Source organism: Kitasatospora sp. NPDC023118 (assembly GCF_055560875.1).
The window spans coordinates 17,184-41,014 of sequence record NZ_JBVHHW010000025.1; the positions used below are offsets into that span (position 1 = coordinate 17,184).

Sequence of the window (23,831 nt, forward strand, 5' to 3'; positions counted from 1 at the left end):
ACCGAACTGTGACGTCAGGAGCCGCCACAGCTGCTCCCGCAGCTCGAACCGCAGCTGGACGACGAGGAGCCGCAGCTCGACGAGGACCCGCAGCTGCTGGAGTGCGAGGAGCCGCACGAGGAGTGGTGCGAGGAGCCGGAGCCGGGGGAGCCGCAGGAGGAGGTGCTCGACGAGCAGGAGGAGCCCGAAGAGGAGGAGCCCGAGGAGGAGAAGAAGGACGAGGACGAGGAAGCCTGCCGGATCGCCTCCTCCTCGGCCGCCGCGGCCAGCATCGCCGCCTCCAGCTCCTGGTTGTCCAGCGCGGCCGCGGCCAGCCCGCCGAGGGCGACCGCGCCCAGCATCGCGCCGCCCGTGAGCTTCGGCGAGACACCGGACTTGGGCGTCCACGGGCTGCCCTGCATCAGGGTCAGCTGGCGCTGCCCGGCCGGGGTGATCCGGCCCTTGGGCGCCGCGGTGGTGACCAGCGCGACGGCGCCGGCGAACAGCAGGAAGCCCGGGATGAAGAGGTTGGGGCGGTCGGAGAGGATCTCGCCGTTGTCGAGCAGCAGGGAGACCGGGATGGAGGCCGCGACGAGGAGCATCGTCTGCCAGAGGAACCGGCGGGCCTTCCGGGCGTGCTCCAGCCGTTCGGGGCGGCGCGTCAGGCCGCGATCGGCGAGCCGGTCGCCGATCGCCTGGACGGCGGCCGATCGCATCACCGTGCGCCGCAGCGGGCCGAGTTCACGGCTGCCGGTCGGGCCGACGGCGTCGTGGATCGCCTGGTCGACGGCGTCGTAGGGCCTGGCGCCGGTGAGGGTGACCAGGCCGGCGCGGTTGACCACGGCCTGCTCGCCGAGGTGCATCCGGACCATCGCGGTGTCGAAGACCCGGCCAGGGCCGCCGGCCAGGAACGCGGTGTCCAGCAGCGGCAGTCCGCGACCGGGCAGGCCCTGCGGGGACGGGACGTGGCCGACCCGCTGCCGGGTCTGGACGGCGTACAGGGCGGCGGCGGCCAGCAGGACGGCCGGGATCAGGAAGTAGCTGTTGTGCCACATGGGCGGTTCCCCCGAGATGACGTCGGTTCAGCGTTCGTGCAGGGCCCGGCGCAGGCGGGCGAGCGGGCCGGGCGGCCGCTCGGGCGCCGGGTGGAGCCACAGCTCCAGGGCCCGGCGGCGGTCGGCGGCGAGCGGGCCGCCGTGGGTGCGCACCCACTCGGCGAAGGCCCGGGCGTCGGTGCGGTAGCCGCCGGTCTGCGGGTGGGTGCGGGCGTAGTCGAGGAAGAGCGGCCCGTACTGTGCCCCGAGCAGGCGGGGCAGGTCGGGGGCGACCTTCGCGGTGGTGTCGCGCCGTTTGGCGGCGAGGCCGGTGGACTGGGCGCGGACCTGGTCCGGGTCGAAGCCGGGCGGGACGGGCCCGCCGGCCACCAGGGCGGTCATCAGCTCCTCCTGGCGCCGGGCCAACCTCTCCCGGGCTGTGCCGGTCGCGCACTCGCCTCCGAGGTGCTCCGAACCCGGTGCCGACGGTCGGCGCTCCGATGCCCCTCGTTCCTCGGGGCCTCCTCGCTTCTCCCTCTCGGCACCGGCGCGCCTCTTTGGCTCGGCGCGGTTGCCGGTCGCGCACTCGCCTCCGACGAGCGCCTCGGCGCGGTTGCCGGTCGCGCACTCGCCTCCGACGAGCGCCTCGGCGCGATTGCCGGTCGCGGATGCACCTTTCAGGTCGTTCATCGCGGGGTGCTCCCCTCCAGCACCCGGCGGATGGCGTCCAGTTCACCGGCCAGCTCGGTGGGCGGCGGGAAGTCGGCGTCCCGTTCCAGCAGGACGCCGGGCGGTGCGACCCGCGCGCAGAGTTCGGCCAGGACCTCCAGCACCGGTTCGGTGACGGGGTGGGCGTGGGTGTCGTGCCAGACGCCGTCGACCAGGGTGCCGCCCGCGACGTGCACGTAGGCGAGCGCCTCCAGCGGCAGGCGGTCGAGTTCGGCGGCCGGGTCGGCGCCCAGGTTGACCCGGTTGGTGTGCAGGTTGGCGACGTCGATCAGCAGCCGGACGCCGGTGCGCTCGACCAGTTCGGCAAGGAACTCGCTCTCGGTGAACTCGTCGTCCGGCCAGGCGAGCTGGGCGGCGATGTTCTCCAGGGCGAGCGGCACCGGCAGCTGCTCCTGGGCGATCCGGACGTTCTCGGCGATCACCCGCAGCGAGTCCCGGGTGCGGGAGACGGGCAGCAGGTGGCCGGCCTCCAGGCCGCCGGCCCGGACGAAGGCCAGGTGCTCGGTGACCAGCGGGGAGCCGAGTGCCAGCGCCGTCCCGGCGAGTTTGCCGAGCCGGGCGGGGTCGGGCAGGTCGGCGCCGCCGAGGCCGAGGCCGACGCCGTGCGGGACGACGGTGACGCCGCGCTCGCGCAGGACGGTGAGCGAGGTGGGCAGGTGGTCGGCGCAGATGTTCTCGGCAACCACCTCGACCCAGTCCAGGCCGGGTTGACGCTCGACCACGGTGTCGATCTCGGTGCGCCAGCCGAGGCCCACGCCGAGTCGGGTGGCGGTGGCGGTGGCGGTGGCGGAGCCGGGCAGGTCCAGGGCAGGGGAAGTCATCGGTTTCGCCCCCTTCGGAGGGCTGGACGGGGCGGCCGTCGGGCGGTGCGGGCGTCGTCGCCAGGACCGCGCGGCCGTGCTGCTGAGGATGTCCCCGGGTGGGGTGGCTGCCAAGCCTCATCAGGTCTTCTCAGAGCATTATTTGAGCTTGCCGTCCTGGTGTTGACGGACTCTGGTCCCCGGCCCGGGGCAACCCCGCAGGTGGGGTGGCCAGTCGGCGGGAAAATCGGAGGTGGCGACGAGCCGGTGCGGATAACGTGCGAACCCATGACTTCGACTGAACTGACGATCCGAGTTTTCCGCCCCGCCGACGCCGAGGCGGTGGCGGCCGCCCACCGGGCCGGGCGCGAGCACCTGGTGATGACCGCCGAGGCCCTGCTCTGGCTGAACGCCCAGCAGAATCCCGACCGGCACTTCCGCACCTTCGTCGCCGAGTTGGACGGCCAGGTGGTCGGCGCGGTGCGCTGCGGACTGGTGCTGGGGACGACGACGACCGGCGTCGGCTACGCCAACGGCAGTGTGCTGCCGGAGTTCCGGCGGCGCGGCGCGGCCACCGCGCTGCTGGCCGCGGCCGAGCGGCACCTGGCCGGGCACGGGGTGACCGAGCTGCACAGCTGGCTGGACGAGGAGCCCGGTTCGCTGGCCTTCGCCACCGCCCGGGGCTACGAGCTCGGGCGCGCGGCGCAGTTCGGCGGGAGGGATCTGACGCTGCCGCTGCCCCAGGCGCCGGTCCGGCCGGCCGGTGTCGAGCTGCGCCCGGCCACGGACTGGGCGGACGATCCGCGCCCGCTGTTCCTGGTGGAGGCGGACGCCATCCGGGACGAGCCCGGGGAGGTGTCGATGGACGCCCTGGAGTACGAGGAGTGGCTGCGGGGCGACTGGGCCCGACCGGACTTGGACCTGGGGCTGACCGTCGTCGCCGTGGTGGACGGCGAACCGGCCGCGTTCACCATGGCGCAGACCGACGGGGTGGACCGCTACTGGTCCGCGTTCACCGCCTGCCGCCGGGAGTTCCGCGGCCGCGGTCTGGCCAAACTGGCCAAGCTGGAGTCGCTGCGGCTCGCCGCGGCGGCGGGCTACCGTCGCGCGTACACCAGCAACGACACCACCAACGCGCCGATGCTGGCGGTCAACGCGTGGCTGGGGTACGAGCGCTGTGCGGGGGAGCGCAAGGGGATCAAGCGCCTGAAGTAGTCCACCGAGCGGTGATCCTGACGCCCGGAATCGCCGCGAGGGGGTATTTTCGGCCACGGGCGGGGACTTAACCAGGGCGCACAGTTCGTGGTCGAGTCTTCCTCCGGGGGATGATATGGAGATCCTGCTCCAGGTGCTGATCGCATCGGTTCCGGCGGTGATCGGCTTCCTCGCGGCCCGTTCCCTGGCCCGGACCAGACTGTTCCTGCGGTACGGCTTCCTGCGGGTGCTGCTGGCGCCGTACAGCCGGGTGCAGATCATCACGCCGAGCCTTGAGGTGGCGGAGTTCGCGTTCACCACGGACGGCTGCCAGCTGACCGGCCGCGAGCCGAAGAACGTGCTGTTCGTGCCGATGGCCGAGGCCAGGGCGATAGCTGAGCTCACCGACCTGCTGCGGAAGGTCAACCGGAAGGCCGCCATCGAACTGGTGGTGGCCGGCGCCCAGGATCCACGGATGCCGACCTTCTCGATCGGCGGTCCGAGCGTCAACTCCTACTCCTCGGGCGTGCTGGACGCGGTGTTCCCGGACTTCGCCATCGAGTACCCGGACGAGGCCCGCGCCCGCTGGGGCGGGATGACCTTCGAGGCGCTGTACAGCCCGGCCGGGGAGCTGATCCGCGATCACGGCTTCATCTTCGTCACCCGTACGCCCCGGCACGCGCCGTGCATCGTGCTGTGCGGGGTGTTCGCCTTCGGCTCCGCGATGGCGGTGGAGGCGTTGACCGCGGCGAGCCGGAACTCGCCGTTGGCGGCGCTGTTCCGCTCGGGGGAGAAGGGGTTCGTCGCGGTGGAGGGACGGGTGATCGGTCTGGACACCGTGGACGTCACCGTCGAGGTCTGCCGCGTCCTGCCCGCGCCCCGGTCCGACGTCCCGTCGGGTTTCCGGGGCGAGGTGTCCATCGGTCGTACCGAGATTTGAGACGATTGGTCTCGACCACGCGGCGCGAAACCGGACAGCCCGGGAGGGACTGGGGCATGAACTCCGGCCGTCCGTGAAGGTTTTACCCCACTCCTGGCGCAAGATGGGCATAATCGCGCGCATGACGATCAACCGTGCGAACGTGAGCGCGATTGCCGAGGACCTGTACGTGTGGCTCCCCCCGAAGCGGGGCTGGGGCCTGGCCAACTGCGGCCTGCTGGTCTCGGAGACCACCGCGCTCTGGATCGACACCCCGTACGACCCCTCGCTGGCCGGGGAGTTCCTCACCGCGAGCCGGCGCCTGCTGCCGACCGGGGTGGAGATCGACCGGGTGGTCGTCACCCACGCCAACGGCGACCACCTGTGGGGCGCCGGGGTGCTCCCGGACGCCGAGGTGATCGCCACCCGCGAGGCGCTGGACCACATCCACTGGGAGCCCTCCCCGCAGCAGCAGCACGCGCTGATCGCCAACAGCGACCCGGACTCCCCGCTCGGCGGCTACCTGCGGGAGCACTTCGGTCGCTTCGACTGGTCCGAGACCGAGGCGGTGCACCCGGACACCGTCTTCACCGGCGAGCTGGAGCTCAAGGTCGGCCGCTACCCGGTCCAGATCACCAGCCTGCCCGCCGCCCACACGGGTGGGGATCTGATGGTCCACCTCCCGCACCAGCGCGCGGTGTTCACCGGCGACGTGGTCTTCTCCTCGACCCCCGAGCAGCCCGGCGACCACCCCTCGCACTGGGCCGGCCCGTTGGCGAACATCATCGGCGCCTGCGAGCAGGCCCTCGCCACCGGCGCCGAGATCTTCGTCCCCGGCCACGGCCCGGTGCTCGACCGCGACGGCGTCCGCCGGCACATCGGCTACCTCGACTACGTCCGCGAGCGCGCCCACGCCCTGCACGGCGCCGGGATACCCGCACTGGACGCCGCCCGGCGGGTGATCGCCGAGCAGCGCCACCCCGAACTCGGCCTGCCCGAGCGGCTGGTGCTCACCGTCGCGGCCGAGTACCGGCACCTGGACGGCTCCGCCAAGCCCGGCATCCTGGAGTCGATGGGCCAGGTCGCCCTGGTGGCCCGCGAACTGGCCGAAGAGACCGCCCGCGTCCCGCGCCCGCGCTCCGGCCGGAACTGACCCCCGCGGCCCCGGCACCAGCCGGCCAGGACACCCGAGGACTTCGATGCAGATCGCGCTGATCGCCCTGGCGCTGGTCGCCGCCGCGGCCACGGTCGTGCTCTCCCGCGGCCGGGCCCGCGCCGTCGCCCGGGCGACGGCCGCCGAGACCGCCCGCGACCACGGCGAGGAGCGCGCCCGGGCCGCCGAGGCCCGACTCGCCCGCGCCGAACAGGAGTTGCACGACTCCCAGGAGGCCGTGCGGCACTCCGCCGAGGAGGCCCGCCGGGCCGGGGAGCGCCACCGGGCCGCGGACGAGCGCCACCGGGCCGCCGAGCGGCAGGCCCGGGAGGCGCAGGAGGCCATGCGGGAGGCCGAGCAGCGGGGCGCCGCCCTGCTCGCCGAGATCGGCCACCTCGCCCAGGAGCGGGTCGCCGCCACTGCCGTACGCCTGACGCACGCCAACGCCCCGCTGGTCGGCCCGCTCGACCCGGAGGCCGTCGGAGCCGAGGCCGTCCGGGCCCTGCAGTCCGTCCTGGACGCCGCCACCGCCTCCCTCGCCGACGAGCGCGAACGGGTCGACGCCGCCGCCCGGGCCGCCATGCGCGGCGCCACCTCCCGGATCCAGACCCTGCTCTACCAGATCCAGAGCCTGGTCCAGCAGCTCCAGCACGACAACGACGACCCCCGGCTGCTGGAGGTCGACTTCCGCAACGAGGTCGCGCTGCGCCGGATCCAGACCGTCGCCGTGCTCTGCGAGGCCTGGCCGGGCCTGGCCCGCACCGACTCCCCGCTCACCGAGGTGGTGGTCGGCGCGCTCTCCCGGGTGCCCGGCTACGCCCGGATCAAGGTCGCCAACCACCTGCGGGAGCAGCGGCTCGCGGTGGTCGCCCGGGCCGCCGAGCCGATCGCCATCGCGATCGCCGAACTGCTCGCCAACGCCACCGCCTACTCCCACCCGGAGACCGACGTCCCGGTCACCGTCCAGCAGGGCGGTCGCGGCGCGCTGGTGATCATCGACGACAGCGGCATCGGCATGGACGAGGACCAGCTGCGCCGGGCCCGCCGGCTGCTGGCCGGCCCGCCGGACGTGCTGCTCACCGAGCTCGGCAACCCGCCCAAGACCGGCTTCGCGGTGGTCGGCAAGCTGGCCCGGCAGTACGGCTTCACCTGTCACATCGAGCCCTCGCCGTACGGTGGCATGCGGACCATCCTGCGGATCCCGGCCGCGCTGGTGACGGTGGTGGACGAGGAGCAGCCGCTGTCGGTGCTCACCCCGCTGCCGCTGCGGGCCGGCGGCGGCCCGGCCCCGGCGCCCACCAGCCTGGCCGTGCCGCCGATGCGCGACGCCGACGAGCAGGACGGGCCGGTGCTCGCCGACCGCCACAACCAGCCCGGCCCGCTCCCGGCGCCGACCATCCACGCGGTGCCCGACCCCGCCCCGGCCGCGGTCCGGTCCGGCGACGGCAGCGGCCTGCCCACCCGGCGCCGCCGCCGTCCGCCGGCGGCCGAGCAGCCCGCCGGGGAGCTGACCGGGGCGCCCACCGACGCGAACGGCGGGCCCGAGGCCGAACCGAACCACCGAAGCCCCGAGCGGGCCGCCGCCCACTGGCAGGCGCTCCAGCAGGGCACCGGCTCCGGCCGGGCCGCCGTGGCGCGGGCCGCCCGCGAGAGCGCCGTACCGGACGAACCCGGCACCACCGGTGACCACACCACCGGCCCGACCTTAGAAGGAGCCGAGCAGTGAGCAGCTCGCCCAGCCCGACCGCCACCGACGAGATCTCCTGGGTGCTGAACCCGCTGCTGGAGCTGCCGGGGGTGCTGCACGCGGTCGTCGCCACCGGTGACGGACTCGTCGAGGCCGCCTCCGAAGGCCTCGGCCGGGCCTCCGCCGAGCGGGTCGCCGCGATGACCGCCACCGTGCACGCCGCCGCCCGCGCCTTCACCACCGCCTTCACCGACGCCGAGCGGCCCCGACTGGCCCAGACCGTGGTGGAGTCCGACCTCGGCTACGCCGTCGTCGTCCCGGCCGGGGAGAACACCTCGCTCGCCGTGTTCACCGCCCCGGACGCCCAACTCGGCAACGTGGCCTATCAGATGCAGCTCCAGGTCGCCGCCCTGGGCCGCGCGCTCGCCAGCCCGTCCCGGCGGCAGGATCCCACCGCAGGGTCATGAGCGAGCTCGTCATTGACAGGTGTGCGTGGGCGAATGCCCCTGCCGAGCGCAGCGAGGTGGGTGCGTGAGCGAGCGGAGCGAGGTCACCGTCGAGAGGTGTGCGTGAGCGAGCGGAGCGAGGTCACCGTCGAGAGGTGTGCGTGGGCGAATGCCCCTGCCGAGCGCAGCGAGGTGGGCGCATGAGCACCGTCCCCCGCAGGCGGATGGTGCCCGCCTACCTGGCCACCGGCGGCCGCAGCCGCCCCGGCACCGAGGGCTTCGAGCGGCTGACCGTGCTGTTCGCCGACCGCTCCGGCCGCGCCGAACCGCCGACCGGACTCGAACCCGAACACCGCCGGCTCTGGGAACTGCTGCGCCCCGGCGCGCTGACCGTGGTGGAGGCCGCCGCGCACCTGTGCCTGCCGGTCAGCGCCACGGTCTTCCTCGCGGCCGATCTGGTCGAGGCGGGCTGCCTGCACGCCCGCGCGCCGATCCCGCGTGCCCGGCAGACCGACCGTTCCATCGTCGAGAGGCTCCTCGTTGGACTCCGTGCGCTCCGGTGACCGGGCCGGCTCCCCCGAGGGGCGGTCGAGCCGGGTGGGCTACCTGCCCGACCGGGACCAGACGCTGATGAAACTGGTGGTCGCCGGCCCGTTCGGGGTCGGCAAGACCACGCTGATCCGCACCCTCTCCGAGATCGCCACCCTGCACACCGAGGAGGCGATGACGGAGACCGGGCGGCCGGTGGACGACCTGGCGGGCCTGCCCGAGAAGTCCACCACCACCGTCGCGGTGGACTTCGGCCGGCTCACCCTGCCCGGCAACCTGGTGCTCTACATGTTCGGCACCCCGGGCCAGCGCCGCTTCTTCCCGCTCTGGCAGGACGTCGCCCGCGGCGCGCTGGGCGCCCTGGTGCTCGCCGACACCCGCCGGCTAGCCGACTCCTTCGAGATCATGGACATGGTCGAGGAGCAGGGCCTGCCGTACGCCGTGGCGGTCAACCGCTTCCCGGACTCCCCGGACCATCCGGTCGAGGTGCTGCGCACCCACCTGGACCTGCACGCCGCCACCCCGCTGCTGCTCTGTGACGCCCGCGAGCGCGGGAGCAGCCTCGACGCGCTGATCGCCCTGGCCGAGCACGTCCTCGACACCCTGCCCGCCGCCTCCACCGCCGCCCAGGAGGGCCCGTGACCGTCGAGATCCGCCCGACCCCGATTTACGGCCCGGTCTTCGCCGCCGACCCCCAGCTGGTGTACGAGCGGCTGCGCCGCCACGGCGCCGTCGCCCCGGTGGAGATCGCGCCCGGCGTGGACGCCCTGCTGGTCACCGACTACCAGGCCGCCCTGGACCTGCTGCGCGACACCGACACCTTCTCCAAGGACTCCCGCGCCTGGCAGCGGACCGTCCCGCCGGACTCCCCGCTGCTGCCGGTGCTCGGCTACCGCCCCACCGCCCTGTTCAGCGACGGCGGGACCCACGCCCGCTACCGCGCGGTGATCACCGACGGCCTCGCCCTGTTCGAGCCGCACCGACTGCAGCGCCAGGTCGCCGAGGCCGCCCACCAGCTGATTGACGGGTTCGCGGCGGTCGGTCGCGCCGACCTGATCGCCGAGTACGCCCGCCAGCTGCCCGCCTTCGTGCTCACCACGTGGTTCGGCGTGCCCGAGGAGCAGCACGCCCGGGTGGTGGCCGCGATCACCGGGCTGATCGAGTCCACCGAACGGGCCGGCGCCGCGTACCAGGAGCTCGTCGGGGTGGTCACCGCGATGGTCGCCGAGCGGCGCGAGCGCCCCCGCAACGACCTCGCCTCCTGGTTCGTCACCCACCCGGTCGGGCTGGACGACGACGAGGTGATCCGCCAGATCACCCTGACCATGATCGCCGGGCACGAGCCGACCACCAACCTGATCGGCAACGCCCTGCTGCGGCTGCTCACCGACGCCCGCTACGCCGGCTCGCTGTTCGGCGGCGCGATGACCGCCCACCAGGCGATCGACGAGGTGCTCTGGCACGAGCCGCCGATGGCCAACCTCTCCGCCCACTACCCGCGCTACGACATCACCTTCCACGGCCGGGAGATCAGGGCCGGCTCGCTGGTGCTGGTCTCGTACGCGGCCGCCAACTCCCGGGCCGCGCCGCCCACCGACGGCACCGAACTGCGCAGCGGCGAGAGCGCCCACCTGGCCTGGGCGGCCGGCCCGCACGCCTGCCCGGCCCGCGACCCGGCCCTGCTGATCGCGATCACCGCGATCGAGCAGCTGACCAGTCGGCTCAGCGACCTCGAACTGGCCACCCCGGCGGGGGAGTTGCTCTGGCGCCCGGGCCCGTTCCACCGCGCCCTGGTGCACCTGCCGGTCCGTTTCGCCCCGCTGGCCGGGTAGCCGGAAGGCCCGGACGATCGTCCGGGCCTTCCGTCGTCCGTCCTACTCCGTCGGCCGCAGCGTCAGCGAGATGCTGTTGATGCAGAATCGCTGGTCAGTCGGCGTCCCGTAGCCCTCGCCCTCGAAGACGTGCCCCAGGTGCCCGCCGCAGCGGGCACAGCGCACCTCGACCCGGCGCATGCCGAGCGAGTTGTCCTCGATGTACTCGACCCGGTCCTCGGCCAGCGGCGCGTAGTACGAGGGCCAGCCGCAGTGGCTGTCGAACTTGGTCTCGGAGCTGAACAGCTCCGCCCCGCAGGCCCGGCAGCTGTAGACGCCGACCGTCTTGGTGTCGGTGTACTTGCCGACGAACGGGCGCTCGGTGCCCGCCTCGCGGAGGACGTGGTACTCCTCGGGGCTGAGCTGGGCGCGCCACTCGGCCTCGGACTTCTGGATCTCGTAGCTCATCACGACTCCCGCTCGGCGTACGTCAGACGTTGGAGGCAACGTTCGCGAGGTGCTTGAGAATTTCTGGCCCGAGGTTGGTGACGTCGCCCGCGCCCATGGTCAGCAGCAGGTCGCCCGGGCGGGCCAGCCCGGCCAGCAGGGCGGGGGCGGCGGCGAAGTCGTGCTCGGCGGTGACGTCGGCGCCGGCCCGGCGGGCGGCGTCGATGATCAGCTCGCTGGTCACGCCCGGGATCGGGTCCTCGCGGGCCGGGTAGATGTCCAGCACCACCGAGGCGTCGGCCAGCGCGAGGGCCTGGCCCATCTCCTCGGAGAGCTGCTGGGTGCGGCTGAACAGGTGTGGCTGGAAGACCACCAGGACGCGGCCCTCGCCGTCCAGGCCCTCGCGGATCGCCTCCAGGTCGGCGGTCATCTCGGTCGGGTGGTGGGCGTAGGAGTCGATCACCTGGACGCCGGACTCCTCGCCCTTGAGCTGCAGGCGGCGGCGCACGCCGGTGTAGGCGCCGATCGCCTTGGCCAGGTCGGCGGCCGGGACGCCCAGCGCGGCACCGGCGGCCAGCGCGGCGACCGCGTTGTGGGCGTAGTGCCGGCCGGGCACCGAGACGGTGAAGGCCAGCTCGGCGCCGTCCAGCAGCACGGTGACCTCGCTGGTCATGCCGCGGGCGACCACCGAGAGGACGCGCACGTCGGCGTCCTCGGCGGAGCCGACGGTCACCACGTTCAGCCCCTCGCGGGCGGCCACCCGGGCGGTCAGCTCGCGGGCGCCGTCGTGGTCGGCGGAGACCACCAGGGTGCCGCCGGGGGTGATCCGGCCGACGAAGGTCTCGAAGGACTCGTAGATCTCCTCGATCGAGGCGTAGTTGGCGTGGTGGTCCAGCTCCACGTTGAGCACGATCGCCACCTCGGGCGCGTACTTGTGGAAGCTGCGGTCGCTCTCGTCGGCCTCGGCGACGAAGATCTCGCCGGTGCCGTGGTGCGCGTTGGAGCCGGGGGCGTCGAGGTCGCCGCCGATCGCGTAGGACGGGTCCAGGCCCAGCTCGCCGAGGGCGACGGCGAGCATGCTGGTGGTGGTGGTCTTGCCGTGGGTGCCGGCCACCGCCAGCGCCCGGCGGCCGCCCATCAGCGCGGCCAGCGCGTCGGAGCGGTGCACCACCGGGATGCCGCGCTCGTGGGCGGCGGCCAGCTCCGGGTTGTCGGCGCGGATCGCGCTGGAGACGACCACGCTGCTGGTGCCGTCCGGCACGTGCTCGGCGGCGTGGCCGACGTGCACCGTCGCGCCGAGGGCGCGCAGCGCGAGGACGGTCTCGGACTCCTTGGAGTCGCTGCCGGAGACGCTGGCACCGCGCACTGCGAGGATCTTCGCCAGGCCGGACATCCCGGCGCCGCCGATGCCGATGAAGTGCGGGGCGTGCAGGTCGTGCGCGGCGTCGTTCAAGGCGTGGCTCCGTACGGGCGGGGGCTATTGGGCAGGCGGGTCCGGCGATGTGCGAATCGTCCTCGCGGGCGGACCGCAAGGACGATTCTGCACCACGGGCGCGCGGAGCTAGGAGTCGCTGGCGAACAGCCTCAGCACCGGGACCCCCACCTTGTGCCGGGCCTGGGAGGCCCAGTCGCGATGGAAGAACTCCTCCACGAAGTGCGGTGAGGTGAGCACCACCACTTCGTCGGCGTGCTGTTCCTCGACCACCGCGCGCAGCCGCTCCAGCGGCTTGTCCTCGACCAGTTCGCCGACCGCCTCGGCCCCGGCCCGGCGCAGGTGGCGCAGGCTGTGCTCAAGCGATTCGCTGGCCAGGGTCGGGCCGCTCTCGGATTCGTCGTGCTCGTGCACCACCTTGTCCAGGTGGCCGAGGGCGACGTCGTCGAGCGCCCGCAGCAGTTCGTCCTGCTTGCCGCGCGGCTGCATCAGGACGATGAAGGACACCTTCTCGTCGCTGTGGAGCGTCGTGACGAGCTCCACGTCCGCGTCCGAGAGAGCCTTTTCGATCATCAGTACCGTCTTGAACACGTGAGTCCCTTCCAGTGGCCGGCCCCCAGGCCCCGGCATCGCATAACGGGATCACGATCGGGGGGTCACGGGGTCATCCGAACCCAGGTGACGCAGGTAGCGGGTGAAGAGGAATCCTTTCTGCTCGATCAATGAGACCAGCCGCATCCGTTGCACGTCAGGCATTTCCGCATCGTGGATGATGCGCGGCGCGTCGCCGCCCGTGATCAACGGGGCCAGCGACAGGCACAGCTCGTCCAGCAGGTCCGCCGCCGCGAGCTGTCCCAGCAGCCGCGGGCCGCCCTCGCTCAGCAGCCGGGTCCAGCCCCGCTCCACCAGGGCTGCCACACCCGCCCGCAGGTCCACCGAACCCCGCCCGGCGAGCACCAGGTCGGCCACCTCGGCGACCGCCCGACGGCGCTCCTCGGGGGCGTCCTCGACGGTGATCACGACCGTCCTGACCAGCGGTTCCGCGAACAGCGGTGCACTCAGGTCGAGGTCCAGCGAGCGGCTCACGATCGCGATCGCCGGGGCCGGGGCCTGCCCCGCCGCCGCCCGCGCCGCCGCGAACTCCCGACGGGCCCGGGCCGGCCGGTAGCCCTCCGCACGGACCGTCTCGGCGCCCACCAGCACCACGTCCGACAGGGCGCGCAGCACACCGAAGATCCGCTTGTCCGCGTCGCCGGACAGGCCCTCGGACAGACCGTCGAGCCTCGCCCCGCCGTCGAGTCCGGCCACCATGTTGGCGCGCAGCCACGGGCGCCCCTGATTCACCTGGTCGGGGTACGCGTAGACGGCGGCGAGCGATTCCAGATCGGACGGATCGGCGACCGGAGCACCCAGCGGGCTGATCAACTGTTGCATGCCCTCAGTGTTCCACCGGAGCCCCTCCGGAGGAGGTCCGGAGGCGTTTCGGGGGCGGTCGGGACCAGGCGTACCCTCTACTACCGTGCCCGCAGCCTCCCGCCCCGCCACCGCGACCGACCCGATAGCCGCCGCGAGCCCGGCCGGCAACCCGATCGCGCTCACCGACCGCCGCCCCGTCGTGCCCGCCGAGCGGCTGGTCGCGGAGATGGTCCCGCCGCCCCGGTTCGCCGACGTGAGCTTCGGGACGTACATCCCGGACCAGACCCAGCCCAGCCAGTACGAGGCGGTCCAGGTCCTCGAGCAGTTCGCCGGCACCCTCGGACGAGGAAACGGTTCCGCACCCAAGCGCAGCTGGTTCCGCCGCTCCGCCCCCGCCCCCACCGGCCCCGCCGGGGTCTACCTCGACGGCGGCTACGGCGTCGGCAAGACCCACCTGCTCGCCTCGCTCTGGCACGCCGCCCCCGGCCCCAAGGCCTTCGGCACCTTCGTCGAGCTGACCAACCTGGTCGGCGCGCTCGGCTTCCAGCAGGCCGTCCAGACCCTCTCCGGGCACACGCTGCTCTGCATCGACGAGTTCGAGCTGGACGACCCGGGCGACACCGTGCTGGTCTCCACCCTGCTCGGCCGTCTGGTCGAGAACGGCGTCAAGCTGTGCGCCACCTCGAACACCCTGCCGGAGAAGCTCGGCGAAGGTCGCTTCGCAGCCGCCGACTTCCTGCGCGAGATCCAGGGCCTGTCCGCGCACTTCCGCCCGATGCGGATCGACGGCCAGGACTACCGCCACCGCGGCCTGCCCGATGCCCCGCCGCCGTACCCCGACGACACCGTCGACGCCGTCGCAGCCCGTACCCCGGGCGCCTCCCTGGACGACTTCGACGCCCTGCTCGCCCACCTCTCCGCCGTCCACCCCAGCCGCTACGGCGCGCTGCTGGACGACGTCACCGCGGTCTGCCTGCGCGGCGTCCGCCAGGTCGACGACCAGTCCACCGCGCTGCGCCTGGTCGTCCTCGCCGACCGGATGTACGACCGCGAGCTGCCCATCACCGCCTCCGGCCTGCCCTTCGACCAGGTCTTCCCCGAGGACATGCTGCGCGGCGGCTACCGCAAGAAGTACCTGCGCGCGATATCCCGCCTGGTCGCCCTCGCCCGCGACAGCGCGAAGAGCTGAGCCAGTAACCTCCGCCCCGGTCAGGCGTTGCTCCCTTGCGGAGCACGAGGGGGACGTATGGCCGGTGGCGGGCGCGGAACGGGCTACTCGATCGAGATCGAACCCGAGGTACGCGAGTGGCCGCAGCAATGCCGGCTCCCCGAGTACCGTGCGGTCGAGCGCGCGGCAGACCGACTGGCCGAGGACGGCGAACTCCTGTCATTCCCGTTCTCCAGCCACCTCGGCGGCGGGCTGCGGGAACTGCGGGTCGGGCCGATGCGGATCACGTACTGGCTCGCACCCGGCTGGAGGGCTGTGCTGCTGACGGTCTTCCGCATGACTAGGAACCGCGAGACCGATCAGGTCGAGCGGGCACACCGGGCCCAGAAGGTCTGCGAGGCGGAACACCTGCCCGCCGCCGACCACGAGGTCTACGACCGGGAGGAGCAGCGATGAACAGCGGCTACCACACCCGTTGGGTCGTACCGCCGGAGCACCGGGAGACCGAGGAGTACCGGGCGGCCGGGCGGCGGATGGCGCTGGCCGAGGCCGTGTACACGCGCCGCTCCGCCCTCGGCTGGACGCCCGCCGAGCTTGCGGAGCGGGCCGGGCTGAGCGAGGAGACGGTCGAGAGCATCGAGGAGAGCGGAGTCGATCCGACGCTGCCGCTGATCGAGCGGCTGGCTGCCGCCTTCGACTCGACGGTCCGTATCGACCCCACCCGGGAGCCCGCCATGAGGTTCGAGGCGCACGCGGCCTGAGGGAAGCGGCACCGGTTGTCAGTCGTGGGTCGTACGGTGGAGGCGTGCGTCCCATCACGAGTATTGAGCGGTCCGTGGCGCCCTTCGAGGTCGTCAGTCCCTTCCAGCCGAACGGTGACCAGCCGGCGGCGATCGCCGAGCTGGAGCGGCGGATCAGGGGAGGGGAGAAGGACGTCGTGCTGCTCGGTGCCACCGGTACCGGCAAGTCGGCCACCACGGCCTGGATGATCGAGAAGCTGCAGCGCCCCACCCTGGTGATGGCGCCGAACAAGACGCTGGCCGCGCAGCTGGCGAACGAGTTCCGCGAGCTGCTGCCGAACAACGCGGTCGAGTACTTCGTCTCGTACTACGACTACTACCAGCCCGAGGCGTACGTCCCGCAGACGGACACCTACATCGAGAAGGACTCCTCGATCAACGAGGAGGTCGAGCGGCTGCGGCACTCGGCGACCAACTCGCTGCTCACCCGCCGCGACGTGATCGTGGTCGCCTCGGTCTCCTGCATCTACGGCCTCGGCACCCCGCAGGAGTACGTGGACCGGATGGTCCCGCTCAAGGTCGGCCAGGAGATCGACCGCGACGTGCTGCTGCGCCGCTTCGTGGACATCCAGTACGCGCGCAACGACGTGGCGTTCACCCGGGGCACCTTCCGGGTCCGCGGCGACACCATCGAGATCTTCCCGGTCTACGAGGAGCTCGCCGTCCGGATCGAGATGTTCGGCGACGAGATCGAGGCGCTCTACACCCTGCACCCGCTCACCGGCGAGATCATCAGCCAGGACGAGCAGATCTACGTCTTCCCCGCCTCGCACTACGTGGCCGGCCCCGAGCGCATGGAGCGGGCGATCACCGGCATCGAGCAGGAGCTGGAGCAGACGCTCGCCAAGCTGGAGAAGCAGGGCAAGCTGCTGGAGGCCCAGCGGCTGCGGATGCGCACCACCTACGACATCGAGATGCTGCGCCAGATCGGCACCTGCTCGGGCGTCGAGAACTACTCGATGCACTTCGACGGCCGCGAGCCCGGCTCCCCGCCGAACACCCTGCTGGACTACTTCCCGGAGGACTTCCTCCTGGTCATCGACGAGTCGCACGTCACCGTCCCGCAGATCGGCGCGATGTACGAGGGCGACGCCTCGCGCAAGCGCACCCTGGTCGAGCACGGCTTCCGGCTGCCGTCCGCGATGGACAACCGCCCGCTGAAGTGGGAGGAGTTCCTGGGGCGGATCGGTCAGACGGTCTACCTGTCGGCGACGCCCGGCCCGTACGAGCTGTCCCGTGGCGACGGCCAGGTCGAGCAGATCATCCGCCCGACCGGCCTGATCGACCCCGAGGTGATCGTCAAGCCGACCGAGGGCCAGATCGACGACCTGGTGCACGAGGTGCGCAAGCGGGTGGAGCGGGACGAGCGCGTCCTGGTCACCACGCTGACCAAGAAGATGGCCGAGGACCTTACCGACTACATGCTCGGCCTGGACATCCGGGTCCGGTACCTGCACAGCGACGTGGACACCCTGCGCCGGGTCGAGCTGCTGCGCGAGCTGCGCGCGGGCCGGTTCGACGTGCTGGTCGGCATCAACCTGCTGCGCGAGGGCCTGGACCTGCCCGAGGTGTCGCTGGTGGCGATCCTGGACGCGGACAAGGAGGGCTTCCTGCGCTCCGGCACGTCCCTCATCCAGACCATCGGTCGCGCCGCCCGCAACGTCTCCGGCCAGGTGCACATGTACGCGGACCGGATCACCCCCTCGATGGAGAAGGCGATCGAGGAGACCAACCGCCGCCGTGCCGTGCAGCAGGCCTACAACAAGGAGCACGGGATCGACCCGCAGCCGCTGCGGAAGAAGATCGGCGACATCCTGGACACCCTCGCCCGCGAGGACGTGGACACCGACGAGCTGCTCTCCAGCGGCTACCGGGGGTCCACGAAGGGCGGCAAGGCCCCGGTGCCGGTGCTGGGCTCGGAGCGCAAGCCCGCCAAGTCGCTGCCGGCCGCCGAGCTGGCGGACCTGATCCAGGAGATGACCGACCGGATGCACACGGCCGCCGCCGATCTCCAGTTCGAGGTCGCGGCGCGGCTGCGCGACGAGGTGAAGGAGCTGAAGAAGGAGCTGCGGCAGATGCGCGAGGCGGGTGTGGCCTGATTGGGCCCCCGGATGACACCGGTCAAGGCCGGTGGTGTCTCAGCCTTGCCACAAACCGGTTAACCCGGAGGAGTCGCGGGTGCCGCAGGCCCTAGGCTGGCCTGCGGCATCGTGCCCTCGGGACGGGGTTGCGGGCCGCCAGCAGAGGGGGCCTCAGCCGGGGGACGGCGACGGGGTGTTCCATCGTGGAGCCGTGCGGGTGTGACCGCGCGGCCGGCAGAGAGGACAACGTCGTGTCGGTGAACCTTGCCAAGGGGCAGCGGGTCAGCCTCCAGAAGGGGGCGGGCGGCACCCTGACCGTGGTCCGGATGGGGCTCGGCTGGCAGGCCGCCCCCAAACGGGGCCTGTTCGGCAGCCGGACCAGGAAGATCGACCTGGACGCCTCGGCGTTGCTGTACGCCGAGAAGACCCCGTCCGACGTGGTGTTCTTCCAGCACCTGGAGTCCACCGACGGCTCGGTGCGGCACACCGGGGACAACCTGGAGGGCGGCTCCGGCGCCGAGGACGACGAGGCGATCCTGGTCGACCTGCTGCACGTGCCGGCGCACATCACCCAGGTGGTGTTCACGGTCAGCTCGTACACCGGGCAGACCTTTGCCGAGGTGAGCCGGGCGCACTGCCGGCTTGTGGACGAGACCACCGGGGTGGAGCTGGCCCGGTACGAGCTGGCGGGCGGCGGGCCGCACACCGGGCAGATCATGGCGAAGGTGGTCCGGGACGGCAACGGCGGCTGGGAGATGCAGGCGATCGGCGCCCCGGCCAAGGGACGGACCTTCCAGGACCTGCTGCCGGCCATCGAGCCGTTCCTCTGACGGTTCTTTACCTTCTTTACCTTTCTTTGCCTCCCCTGTTACTCTTGATGACAGCGGAGGGGAGTATTCCTCGACAGCCGACCCCGTCATCACGGGTGCCCGTCGTGGCACCCCGGGGCGCTGGCCCGACGGGCGGAAGAGACCTCCGGCAGTGACGACCTGTCTCGCCTAGCTGCCGGAGGAGCAGTAGTGGACGTTTCCGTAACCATGTGGGTCACCACGATCGGTGTGCTGATCGCACTGGTGGTGGCCGACTTCTTCATCGGGGGGCGCAAGCCGCACGAGGTCTCGATCAAGGAGGCCGGGATCTGGACGGCCGTCTGGGTCGTGCTGGCGGTGCTCTTCGGCGGGTTCCTCTGGTGGCACTCCGGCGGGCAGCCGGCGGGCGAGTTCTTCGCCGGGTACATCACCGAGAAGTCGCTCAGTGTCGACAACCTCTTCGTGTTCATCCTGATCATGGGCAAGTTCGCGGTGCCCAGGATCTACCAGCAGCGCGTGCTGATGTTCGGTGTGATCATCGCCCTGGTGCTCCGGGCGGCCTTCATCGCGGGCGGCGCGGCGCTGGTGGCGCAGTTCTCCTGGGTGTTCTTCATCTTCGGCGCGTTCCTGATCTGGACGGCCTGGAAGCTGATCAAGGAGGCCCGGGCCGACGAGGAGGACGAGGAGTTCGAGGAGAACCGCCTGCTGAAGTCGATCACCCGGCGCTTCCCCGCCACTGATGACTACCGCGGCACCAAGCTCTTTATCCGGGAGAACGGCCGCCGGCTGATCACCCCGATGCTGATCGTCATGCTGGCGATCGGCACTACGGACGTGCTGTTCGCCCTGGACTCGATCCCGGCCATCTTCGGCCTCACCCAGGACCCGTACATCGTCTTCACCGCCAACGCTTTCGCACTCATGGGCCTGCGCCAGCTGTACTTCCTGATCGGCGGCCTGCTGAAGAAGCTGGTCCACCTGAGCTACGGCCTCTCGGTGATCCTCGGCTTCATCGGCGTGAAGCTGGTCCTGCACGCCGCCCACGAGGCCGGCGCGCACGTCCCGGAGATCGGCATCCCGTTCTCGCTCGGTTTCATCGTGGTGGTCCTGGCCGTGACGACGGTGACCAGCCTGATGGCCTCGAAGAAGGCCGAGCAGGCCGAGCGCGAGCCCGAGAAGCTGGACGCCTGAGCGGTGTAAGACCCGGAGCCCCGCCGCCGGATCGATCCGGTAGCGGGGCTCAGTTCTGTGGGCGACGGCCGAACTCGGCTACCCCAGCGCGAGCCGAGCACAAACGCAGCCTACTTTCGGGTGGGTCGGCTCCGGTCAGAGCCGACCCACCCGGGCTCCTTCACCAGCCGCTCTCGCGGAACTCGGCCGCGTCGTCCCCGGACGCCTTCCAAGCCGCGATCGGCCCGCTGCTGACCGACCCGGCCCGCCGCGCGGACATCGCACGGCGGGCCGCCGCTCCGTCGAGCGGGTCCGACGCTGGCCGACGTGCGGGCTATCGCTGCTGGGCGGGCCAGGGAACCGCCGTCTCGACCTCAGCGGTGTAGTCGACGCCGGGCACGTCCCAGCCGTACAGCTGCCGGAACTGGTTGTAGAACCAGGCCGGCGCGGCCGGGTCGGCGTCGAGCGCCGTCTCAGGGTCCGTCCACAGCTCCCGCACCCGGTCCTGTACGGCGGGGTCGAGTTCCCAGCTGTCCAGGCGGATGCGACCCTGCTCGTCCAGGGCGAGCGTCTTCGCGTCGGTCAGCTGTTCCCACAGGTCCACGGCCTGGTCGGCGGTGGTGCGCCAGCCGTCCTCGCCGAGGGCTTTGCGCAGCAGCGAGGTGTAGAGGGCGATGGAGGGGATGGCGGTGGAGGCCTGGGTGACGGCGGCGCCGGCGACGACGGTGAATGCCCGGCCCCGGCCGGCCAGTACCCCGCTCCGCAACCGGGCGGCGGTGGCCTCCAAGTGCTCCTTGGCGGCACCGATGGTGCCCTGCCGGTAGACCGGCGCGGTGATCTCGGAGCCGACGTAGGACAGCGCGACGGTGGTGAAGTCAGGGCCCAGGAGGTTGCTGTCGGCCAGGGCCTGTACCCACAGCTGCCAGTCCTCACCGCCCATGACCTTGACGGTCGCGGCATGCTCGGCCTCGTCGGCCGGGGTGAGGTCGACGCTGCTGATGTGCGGGACGCCGTCCTCGAAGACGAGGGAGGGCGAGGTGTAGGGGTGGCCGATCGGCTTGATCACCGAGTGGTGAACCTCACCGGTGGCCGGGTCGGTACGCCGCGGCGAGGCGAGGGAGTAGATGAGGTAGTCGACGGGGCCGTACCGGTCGGCGAGTAGTTCGAGGATCTCGGCGCGCGTGGCGTCCGCGTAGGCGTCGGCGTTGACGAAGGTGAAATCGCCTCCGGTCTCCTCGACCAGGGCGGCGGCCTCGGCGGTGCGGTACCAGCCGGCGGTGGCGGTGCGCCGCTCACTGGCCGGCGTCTCGTAGGCGACGCCGACGCCGCGGATGCCGTGGCGGCGAAGCCCGGCCAGCAGGATCGCCAGACCGTACCCGGCGCTGGAGCCCAGCACCAGGGCAACCGGGGCCCGCCCGGTGGGGGTGGCGGGGGTGATGGACTGCCACAGCCGGTGCACGGTGGCTTGGTTGCCGTCGGGGTGGGAGTTGACGATCAGGTAGCCCCGCTGCTTGGGGGTGATCTGCTGCATGCTCACGCGGTGGTGCCCTCTCCGGTGGGGTGGCCGTGCCGGGCGAGCAGGTCGTTGAGGTCGCCGATGGTGTGCAGGCGGCCGACTTCCTCGTCCGGGATGACCGTGTTCAGGCGCGTCTCCAGGGTGACAACGAGCTCGTGGAGGGCGAGGCTGTCGATCCCGAGATCGTGCTGCAGGTGTGCGTCGTTCGGGATCGTATCGGCGCCGGTGACCGCCGCCTGTGCCAGAGCGTGACGGAGGATGTGCGCTGTGGTTGTAGGGGTCGTCATTGCGGTGGGTGTCCTTCGTCGGCTACCCCGGCTGCCGGGAGGCGCCGGAGCAGGTCCTGGGTGGGGATGGTCGGCAGCGGGACAACCGGCGGCAGGCCACGTTCGGTGCGCCAGCGGTCGGACAGCAGGCCGCAGGAGTCGCAGAACCCGCCGCAGGTGGTGCTCTGGGTGAACTCGGCCGACACCTTGCCGTGCAGGCCCTTGAGGCCGCCGCCGTCGGCGATCGTCCGCAGGTACTCGGAGTCGTTGGCGCGCTCGATGATCGCGCGCAGCGGCTCGGTGAAGACGTTCCCGAAGCCGAGGGACTCGGGGACGTCGAAGCTGGCGCAGGCGTAGAAGCGGCCGTCCTGCTTGAGCAGCGAGCTGGGCAGGATGTAGGTGCCCATCGTCGGGGCGAAGCAGTCGAAGCATGCGTCCATCCACCGCTTCACGGTGGTGTGTCCTGGCCGTTGCACCTTCTTCTGCTTCGGCAGCCGTTCGTTGTCGAGTGCACTCGGTCATGGGGGAAGGCCCCGTACAGCTTTTCGTAGGTGTCGACCAGGTCGTAGATGCGGTGGTCACGGCTGGCGGGGTCTGCGAGGGAGGAGACGGCGACGTTCAGCTCGCGGTCGCTGTACTGGGTGACGGCGTGGTGCAGGATCCGGGCGACCCACTCCAGCGGCATCGTCTGCTCGCCGACGCTGAGCATGATCAGTGGCACCACCAGGCGGCCGTCGAAGAAGCCGGCCGCCTCCAGCCGCGCGAAGGTGCGAGTCATGCGGCGCTCGCCGGCTCCCCACACGCCGTTGCTGGTCAGCTTGCTGATGTCGATCCGGCGCTCGTGCAGCGCGCTGATGAACGGGAAGAGGGCGTGGGTGGCGACGAACGGCTCGCCGCCGGTGATGGCGACGGTCGGCAGACCGACTGAGTCGAACTCGTCCACCAGGTGGGCCCGCTGCTCGGGGGTGAGGGTGATGCCGGAGACGAGCGGCAGCGCGCCCATCCCGCACGACGGGCATGAGTCGTTGCACTTCGTGGTGATCTCCACCTCGACACGCAACGGCCGAAACCGCACACCTTCCAGCCCGGCCGCCGCGAACCGCCGCTCGATCACCTCGAAGACGTCGGCGCGCTTGGGTGCGTACTTGCCCAGGAACGGCGTCACCGGGCCGCGGTCGGCGATGAAGGTGTATGCGCCTTCCTTGATCACAGCCGCCCCCTGCCCTCGTAGGACTCGACCGTGATCTGGCGTTCCACCACGTGCAGGCCCTCCCGGTACCAGACGCCGCAGATTCCGTCGTCCTCGGAGCCGTACAGATTGTGCAGCGACGTGTACAAGCCGGCCTTCGCCAACTGCTCGCGGCTGATCGGGGTGACGTGTGTGGGGTCCATGGCCAGCACGTCGACCATCTCCGGGTTGGGAGTCGTCACCACAACCCCCAAAGTGGCGCTCGCCATCAGGTCCAGCAGTAGCCGGAACGGGTTGTGCAGGTGCTCTAGGACCTCCAGCGCGGCCACCCACTCCCAGCACACCGGAGGAACCCACGTCTCCAGGTCCACGTGGCCGGTCCACCGGTCCACCGGCACATACCGGCCGCGCCAGCCATGCACGGTCCGCAGGCACACGTCTAACTCGGTGTGCCCGGCGCCGATGTCCACCAGCGCGTGACGGTCGGACAGGCCACCCGTCATCAGCCGGTCAGCCGCCACCGCGTAGCGCTCGCAGCGCTCGTAGTACGGGCGGCGCACCCACTGTTCCACCGGAGCCGGTGGGAACAGGCTCTGCGTCATGTCCTTCTCCTCTCCTCGTTGCGTTCCACGTCCGTGTAGTTGCCAGGGTCAGTCGTCGCGGTGCCGAGGGCAGACGCGGTCGGGCCAGAAGTCGAGCGACGGTACCGGCGCCCCTTCGTCGGGCTGGACCTCAACGACCGGCGAGACGTCGTACCGGCGGCCGTCGGAGTCCACCTGGTAGGTGCGAAGGTGAAGGCCGCGGCGGCGCGCGGCCGGTGGGACGAAGTCGGGGGAGAGGCTCATCGCAGCCCCCGCAGGCGCAGACGGCGGTGCTCTTCGCTGATCTGCCAAATCTGCCACAGGACCAGGGGCCGGCGTCGGGCTCGGTCCAGGTCGACTGCGCAGGGCGTCACGACGCGGTCCTGTACAGCGCGTCGGCCGTGATGGTGCAGGGCCACGCGGTGCCGCAGCGGACGCATCGGTCGCCGTTGCTGCGGTGGTCGTCGAGCAGCATCCGGGTTCGGGTGGCGGCGGCGTTCTCCTGCGAGACCTGACGCGGCGGTCGGCGCCCGCCGCCGGGGTCGAGGTTCGCGAGTTCGGCGGCGCCGTTGAGGCTCCAGGGATGCGGGGGTCGGCCGACGGTGGTCATGGGGAAGCGCTCCAGATCGGTCGCGTAAGGGAGTTGGCGCGGCGG

The 23,831-nt window shown here is 71.9% G+C and carries 26 protein-coding genes and 1 pseudogene; 14 read left to right on the plus strand and 13 right to left on the minus strand.

The features are described 5' to 3' along the window. Positions 1 to 14 precede the first annotated feature (14 nt). Together ACZ3UD_RS27865 and ACZ3UD_RS27870 are read right to left on the minus strand one after the other, a co-directional pair. Positions 15 to 1,034 (minus strand): TIGR04222 domain-containing membrane protein, encoded by a 1,020-nt coding sequence (locus ACZ3UD_RS27865; protein WP_465593334.1) that lies wholly within the window; start codon positions 1,032 to 1,034, stop codon positions 15 to 17. Between the two features lie 27 nt (positions 1,035 to 1,061). Then, positions 1,062 to 2,563: pseudogene (locus ACZ3UD_RS27870) on the minus strand (MbnB/TglH/ChrH family RiPP precursor modification enzyme). Between the two features lie 267 nt (positions 2,564 to 2,830). Between ACZ3UD_RS27870 and ACZ3UD_RS27875 the strand changes: the two are divergent. The 8 genes from ACZ3UD_RS27875 (at position 2,831) to ACZ3UD_RS27910 (ending at position 10,322) form a co-directional block, all read left to right on the plus strand. Continuing rightward, the gene (locus ACZ3UD_RS27875; protein ID WP_465593337.1) at positions 2,831 to 3,757 is read left to right on the plus strand and encodes a GNAT family N-acetyltransferase; all 927 of its coding nucleotides are present in this window, start codon (positions 2,831 to 2,833) and stop codon (positions 3,755 to 3,757) included. Between the two features lie 115 nt (positions 3,758 to 3,872). After that, entirely contained in the window at positions 3,873 to 4,676 is an 804-nt protein-coding gene (locus tag ACZ3UD_RS27880) for a hypothetical protein (protein WP_465593340.1), read from the plus strand. Between the two features lie 121 nt (positions 4,677 to 4,797). Beyond that, positions 4,798 to 5,808 (plus strand): MBL fold metallo-hydrolase, encoded by a 1,011-nt coding sequence (locus tag ACZ3UD_RS27885; protein ID WP_465593343.1) that lies wholly within the window; start codon positions 4,798 to 4,800, stop codon positions 5,806 to 5,808. Positions 5,809 to 5,854: 46 nt separating this feature from the next. Beyond that, positions 5,855 to 7,534, plus strand: coding sequence for an ATP-binding protein (locus ACZ3UD_RS27890; RefSeq protein WP_465593346.1), 1,680 nt, complete (start codon positions 5,855 to 5,857; stop codon positions 7,532 to 7,534). Beyond that, positions 7,531 to 7,962: a roadblock/LC7 domain-containing protein gene (locus tag ACZ3UD_RS27895; protein ID WP_465593349.1), complete on the plus strand. Its 432-nt coding sequence runs from the start codon at positions 7,531 to 7,533 to the stop codon at positions 7,960 to 7,962. Before ACZ3UD_RS27890 ends, ACZ3UD_RS27895 begins: the two co-directional genes overlap by 4 nt. A gap of 179 nt (positions 7,963 to 8,141) precedes the next feature. Then, positions 8,142 to 8,504 carry a DUF742 domain-containing protein gene (locus ACZ3UD_RS27900; protein WP_465593352.1) on the plus strand — a complete coding sequence of 121 codons (363 nt, stop codon included), beginning with the start codon at positions 8,142 to 8,144 and terminating at the stop codon, positions 8,502 to 8,504. Further along, entirely contained in the window at positions 8,482 to 9,132 is a 651-nt protein-coding gene (locus ACZ3UD_RS27905) for a GTP-binding protein (protein ID WP_465593355.1), read from the plus strand. The genes ACZ3UD_RS27900 and ACZ3UD_RS27905 overlap by 23 nt, the downstream gene beginning before the upstream one ends. Then, positions 9,129 to 10,322, plus strand: coding sequence for a cytochrome P450 (locus ACZ3UD_RS27910; RefSeq protein WP_465593358.1), 1,194 nt, complete (start codon positions 9,129 to 9,131; stop codon positions 10,320 to 10,322). The genes ACZ3UD_RS27905 and ACZ3UD_RS27910 overlap by 4 nt, the downstream gene beginning before the upstream one ends. Positions 10,323 to 10,364: 42 nt before the next feature. On the opposite strand, the gene msrB is transcribed toward ACZ3UD_RS27910, so the two are convergent. The 4 genes from msrB to ACZ3UD_RS27930 all read right to left on the minus strand — a co-directional run bounded on the left by msrB (position 10,365) and on the right by ACZ3UD_RS27930 (position 13,614). Next, a complete protein-coding gene (msrB, locus tag ACZ3UD_RS27915; RefSeq protein ID WP_465593361.1) occupies positions 10,365 to 10,769 on the minus strand; it encodes a peptide-methionine (R)-S-oxide reductase MsrB in 405 nt (134 codons plus the stop codon). A 22-nt stretch (positions 10,770 to 10,791) separates the two neighbouring features. Beyond that, a complete protein-coding gene (gene murC, locus ACZ3UD_RS27920) occupies positions 10,792 to 12,180 on the minus strand; it encodes a UDP-N-acetylmuramate--L-alanine ligase (protein WP_465593612.1) in 1,389 nt (462 codons plus the stop codon). A 129-nt stretch (positions 12,181 to 12,309) separates the two neighbouring features. Further along, complete coding sequence (locus ACZ3UD_RS27925) at positions 12,310 to 12,771, minus strand: indole-3-glycerol phosphate synthase (RefSeq protein ID WP_465593364.1); 462 nt, start codon at positions 12,769 to 12,771, stop codon at positions 12,310 to 12,312. A gap of 51 nt (positions 12,772 to 12,822) precedes the next feature. Further along, entirely contained in the window at positions 12,823 to 13,614 is a 792-nt protein-coding gene (locus ACZ3UD_RS27930; protein WP_465593366.1) for a pyrimidine reductase family protein, read from the minus strand. A gap of 85 nt (positions 13,615 to 13,699) precedes the next feature. On the opposite strand from ACZ3UD_RS27930, the gene zapE reads away from it, so the two are divergent. The 6 genes from zapE (at position 13,700) to ACZ3UD_RS27960 (ending at position 19,645) form a co-directional block, all read left to right on the plus strand. Beyond that, positions 13,700 to 14,785: a cell division protein ZapE gene (gene zapE, locus ACZ3UD_RS27935; RefSeq protein ID WP_465593368.1), complete on the plus strand. Its 1,086-nt coding sequence runs from the start codon at positions 13,700 to 13,702 to the stop codon at positions 14,783 to 14,785. 57 nt (positions 14,786 to 14,842) lie between these two features. After that, the gene (locus ACZ3UD_RS27940; RefSeq protein WP_465593370.1) at positions 14,843 to 15,220 is read left to right on the plus strand and encodes a type II toxin-antitoxin system RelE/ParE family toxin; all 378 of its coding nucleotides are present in this window, start codon (positions 14,843 to 14,845) and stop codon (positions 15,218 to 15,220) included. After that, a complete protein-coding gene (locus ACZ3UD_RS27945) occupies positions 15,217 to 15,525 on the plus strand; it encodes a helix-turn-helix domain-containing protein (protein WP_465593372.1) in 309 nt (102 codons plus the stop codon). Before ACZ3UD_RS27940 ends, ACZ3UD_RS27945 begins: the two co-directional genes overlap by 4 nt. Before the next feature lie 44 nt (positions 15,526 to 15,569). Continuing rightward, entirely contained in the window at positions 15,570 to 17,663 is a 2,094-nt protein-coding gene (gene uvrB / locus ACZ3UD_RS27950; protein WP_465593375.1) for an excinuclease ABC subunit UvrB, read from the plus strand. A 233-nt stretch (positions 17,664 to 17,896) separates the two neighbouring features. Next, positions 17,897 to 18,475 carry a TerD family protein gene (locus ACZ3UD_RS27955; protein ID WP_465593378.1) on the plus strand — a complete coding sequence of 193 codons (579 nt, stop codon included), beginning with the start codon at positions 17,897 to 17,899 and terminating at the stop codon, positions 18,473 to 18,475. A 189-nt stretch (positions 18,476 to 18,664) separates the two neighbouring features. After that, the gene (locus ACZ3UD_RS27960; protein ID WP_465593381.1) at positions 18,665 to 19,645 is read left to right on the plus strand and encodes a TerC family protein; all 981 of its coding nucleotides are present in this window, start codon (positions 18,665 to 18,667) and stop codon (positions 19,643 to 19,645) included. Between the two features lie 313 nt (positions 19,646 to 19,958). On the opposite strand, the gene ACZ3UD_RS27965 is transcribed toward ACZ3UD_RS27960, so the two are convergent. From ACZ3UD_RS27965 to ACZ3UD_RS27995, 7 genes are all read right to left on the minus strand, one after another. Further along, positions 19,959 to 21,155: an enoyl-[acyl-carrier-protein] reductase FabV gene (locus ACZ3UD_RS27965; RefSeq protein ID WP_465593615.1), complete on the minus strand. Its 1,197-nt coding sequence runs from the start codon at positions 21,153 to 21,155 to the stop codon at positions 19,959 to 19,961. A 2-nt stretch (positions 21,156 to 21,157) separates the two neighbouring features. Beyond that, the gene (locus tag ACZ3UD_RS27970; protein ID WP_465593384.1) at positions 21,158 to 21,427 is read right to left on the minus strand and encodes a phosphopantetheine-binding protein; all 270 of its coding nucleotides are present in this window, start codon (positions 21,425 to 21,427) and stop codon (positions 21,158 to 21,160) included. Then, the gene (locus tag ACZ3UD_RS27975; RefSeq protein ID WP_465593387.1) at positions 21,424 to 21,846 is read right to left on the minus strand and encodes an SPASM domain-containing protein; all 423 of its coding nucleotides are present in this window, start codon (positions 21,844 to 21,846) and stop codon (positions 21,424 to 21,426) included. The genes ACZ3UD_RS27970 and ACZ3UD_RS27975 overlap by 4 nt, the downstream gene beginning before the upstream one ends. Before the next feature lie 8 nt (positions 21,847 to 21,854). Next, positions 21,855 to 22,616, minus strand: a complete 762-nt coding sequence (locus ACZ3UD_RS27980) for a radical SAM protein (protein ID WP_465593390.1) — start codon at positions 22,614 to 22,616, stop codon at positions 21,855 to 21,857. Further along, on the minus strand, positions 22,613 to 23,197 hold the full coding sequence (locus tag ACZ3UD_RS27985) for a hypothetical protein (protein ID WP_465593393.1): 585 nt from the start codon (positions 23,195 to 23,197) through the stop codon (positions 22,613 to 22,615). Before ACZ3UD_RS27985 ends, ACZ3UD_RS27980 begins: the two co-directional genes overlap by 4 nt. A gap of 48 nt (positions 23,198 to 23,245) precedes the next feature. Further along, positions 23,246 to 23,440, minus strand: coding sequence for a hypothetical protein (locus ACZ3UD_RS27990; RefSeq protein WP_465593396.1), 195 nt, complete (start codon positions 23,438 to 23,440; stop codon positions 23,246 to 23,248). A 106-nt stretch (positions 23,441 to 23,546) separates the two neighbouring features. Further along, positions 23,547 to 23,786, minus strand: a complete 240-nt coding sequence (locus ACZ3UD_RS27995; RefSeq protein WP_465593399.1) for a hypothetical protein — start codon at positions 23,784 to 23,786, stop codon at positions 23,547 to 23,549. Between the last annotated feature and the right edge of the window lie 45 nt (positions 23,787 to 23,831).

Coding starts and splice junctions, on each gene's coding strand:
- ACZ3UD_RS27970 (WP_465593384.1), bottom strand. CDS start 21,427: ATGACGACCCCTACAACCACAGCGCACATCCTCCGTCACGCTCTGGCA.
- ACZ3UD_RS27940 (WP_465593370.1), top strand. CDS start 14,843: ATGGCCGGTGGCGGGCGCGGAACGGGCTACTCGATCGAGATCGAACCC.
- ACZ3UD_RS27865 (WP_465593334.1), bottom strand. CDS start 1,034: ATGTGGCACAACAGCTACTTCCTGATCCCGGCCGTCCTGCTGGCCGCC.
- ACZ3UD_RS27985 (WP_465593393.1), bottom strand. CDS start 23,197: ATGACGCAGAGCCTGTTCCCACCGGCTCCGGTGGAACAGTGGGTGCGC.
- ACZ3UD_RS27880 (WP_465593340.1), top strand. CDS start 3,873: ATGGAGATCCTGCTCCAGGTGCTGATCGCATCGGTTCCGGCGGTGATC.
- msrB (WP_465593361.1), bottom strand. CDS start 10,769: ATGAGCTACGAGATCCAGAAGTCCGAGGCCGAGTGGCGCGCCCAGCTC.
- ACZ3UD_RS27945 (WP_465593372.1), top strand. CDS start 15,217: ATGAACAGCGGCTACCACACCCGTTGGGTCGTACCGCCGGAGCACCGG.
- ACZ3UD_RS27965 (WP_465593615.1), bottom strand. CDS start 21,155: ATGCAGCAGATCACCCCCAAGCAGCGGGGCTACCTGATCGTCAACTCC.
- ACZ3UD_RS27930 (WP_465593366.1), bottom strand. CDS start 13,614: ATGCAACAGTTGATCAGCCCGCTGGGTGCTCCGGTCGCCGATCCGTCC.
- ACZ3UD_RS27995 (WP_465593399.1), bottom strand. CDS start 23,786: ATGACCACCGTCGGCCGACCCCCGCATCCCTGGAGCCTCAACGGCGCC.
- ACZ3UD_RS27885 (WP_465593343.1), top strand. CDS start 4,798: ATGACGATCAACCGTGCGAACGTGAGCGCGATTGCCGAGGACCTGTAC.
- ACZ3UD_RS27900 (WP_465593352.1), top strand. CDS start 8,142: ATGAGCACCGTCCCCCGCAGGCGGATGGTGCCCGCCTACCTGGCCACC.
- ACZ3UD_RS27890 (WP_465593346.1), top strand. CDS start 5,855: ATGCAGATCGCGCTGATCGCCCTGGCGCTGGTCGCCGCCGCGGCCACG.
- ACZ3UD_RS27975 (WP_465593387.1), bottom strand. CDS start 21,846: ATGGACGCATGCTTCGACTGCTTCGCCCCGACGATGGGCACCTACATC.
- ACZ3UD_RS27875 (WP_465593337.1), top strand. CDS start 2,831: ATGACTTCGACTGAACTGACGATCCGAGTTTTCCGCCCCGCCGACGCC.
- ACZ3UD_RS27990 (WP_465593396.1), bottom strand. CDS start 23,440: ATGAGCCTCTCCCCCGACTTCGTCCCACCGGCCGCGCGCCGCCGCGGC.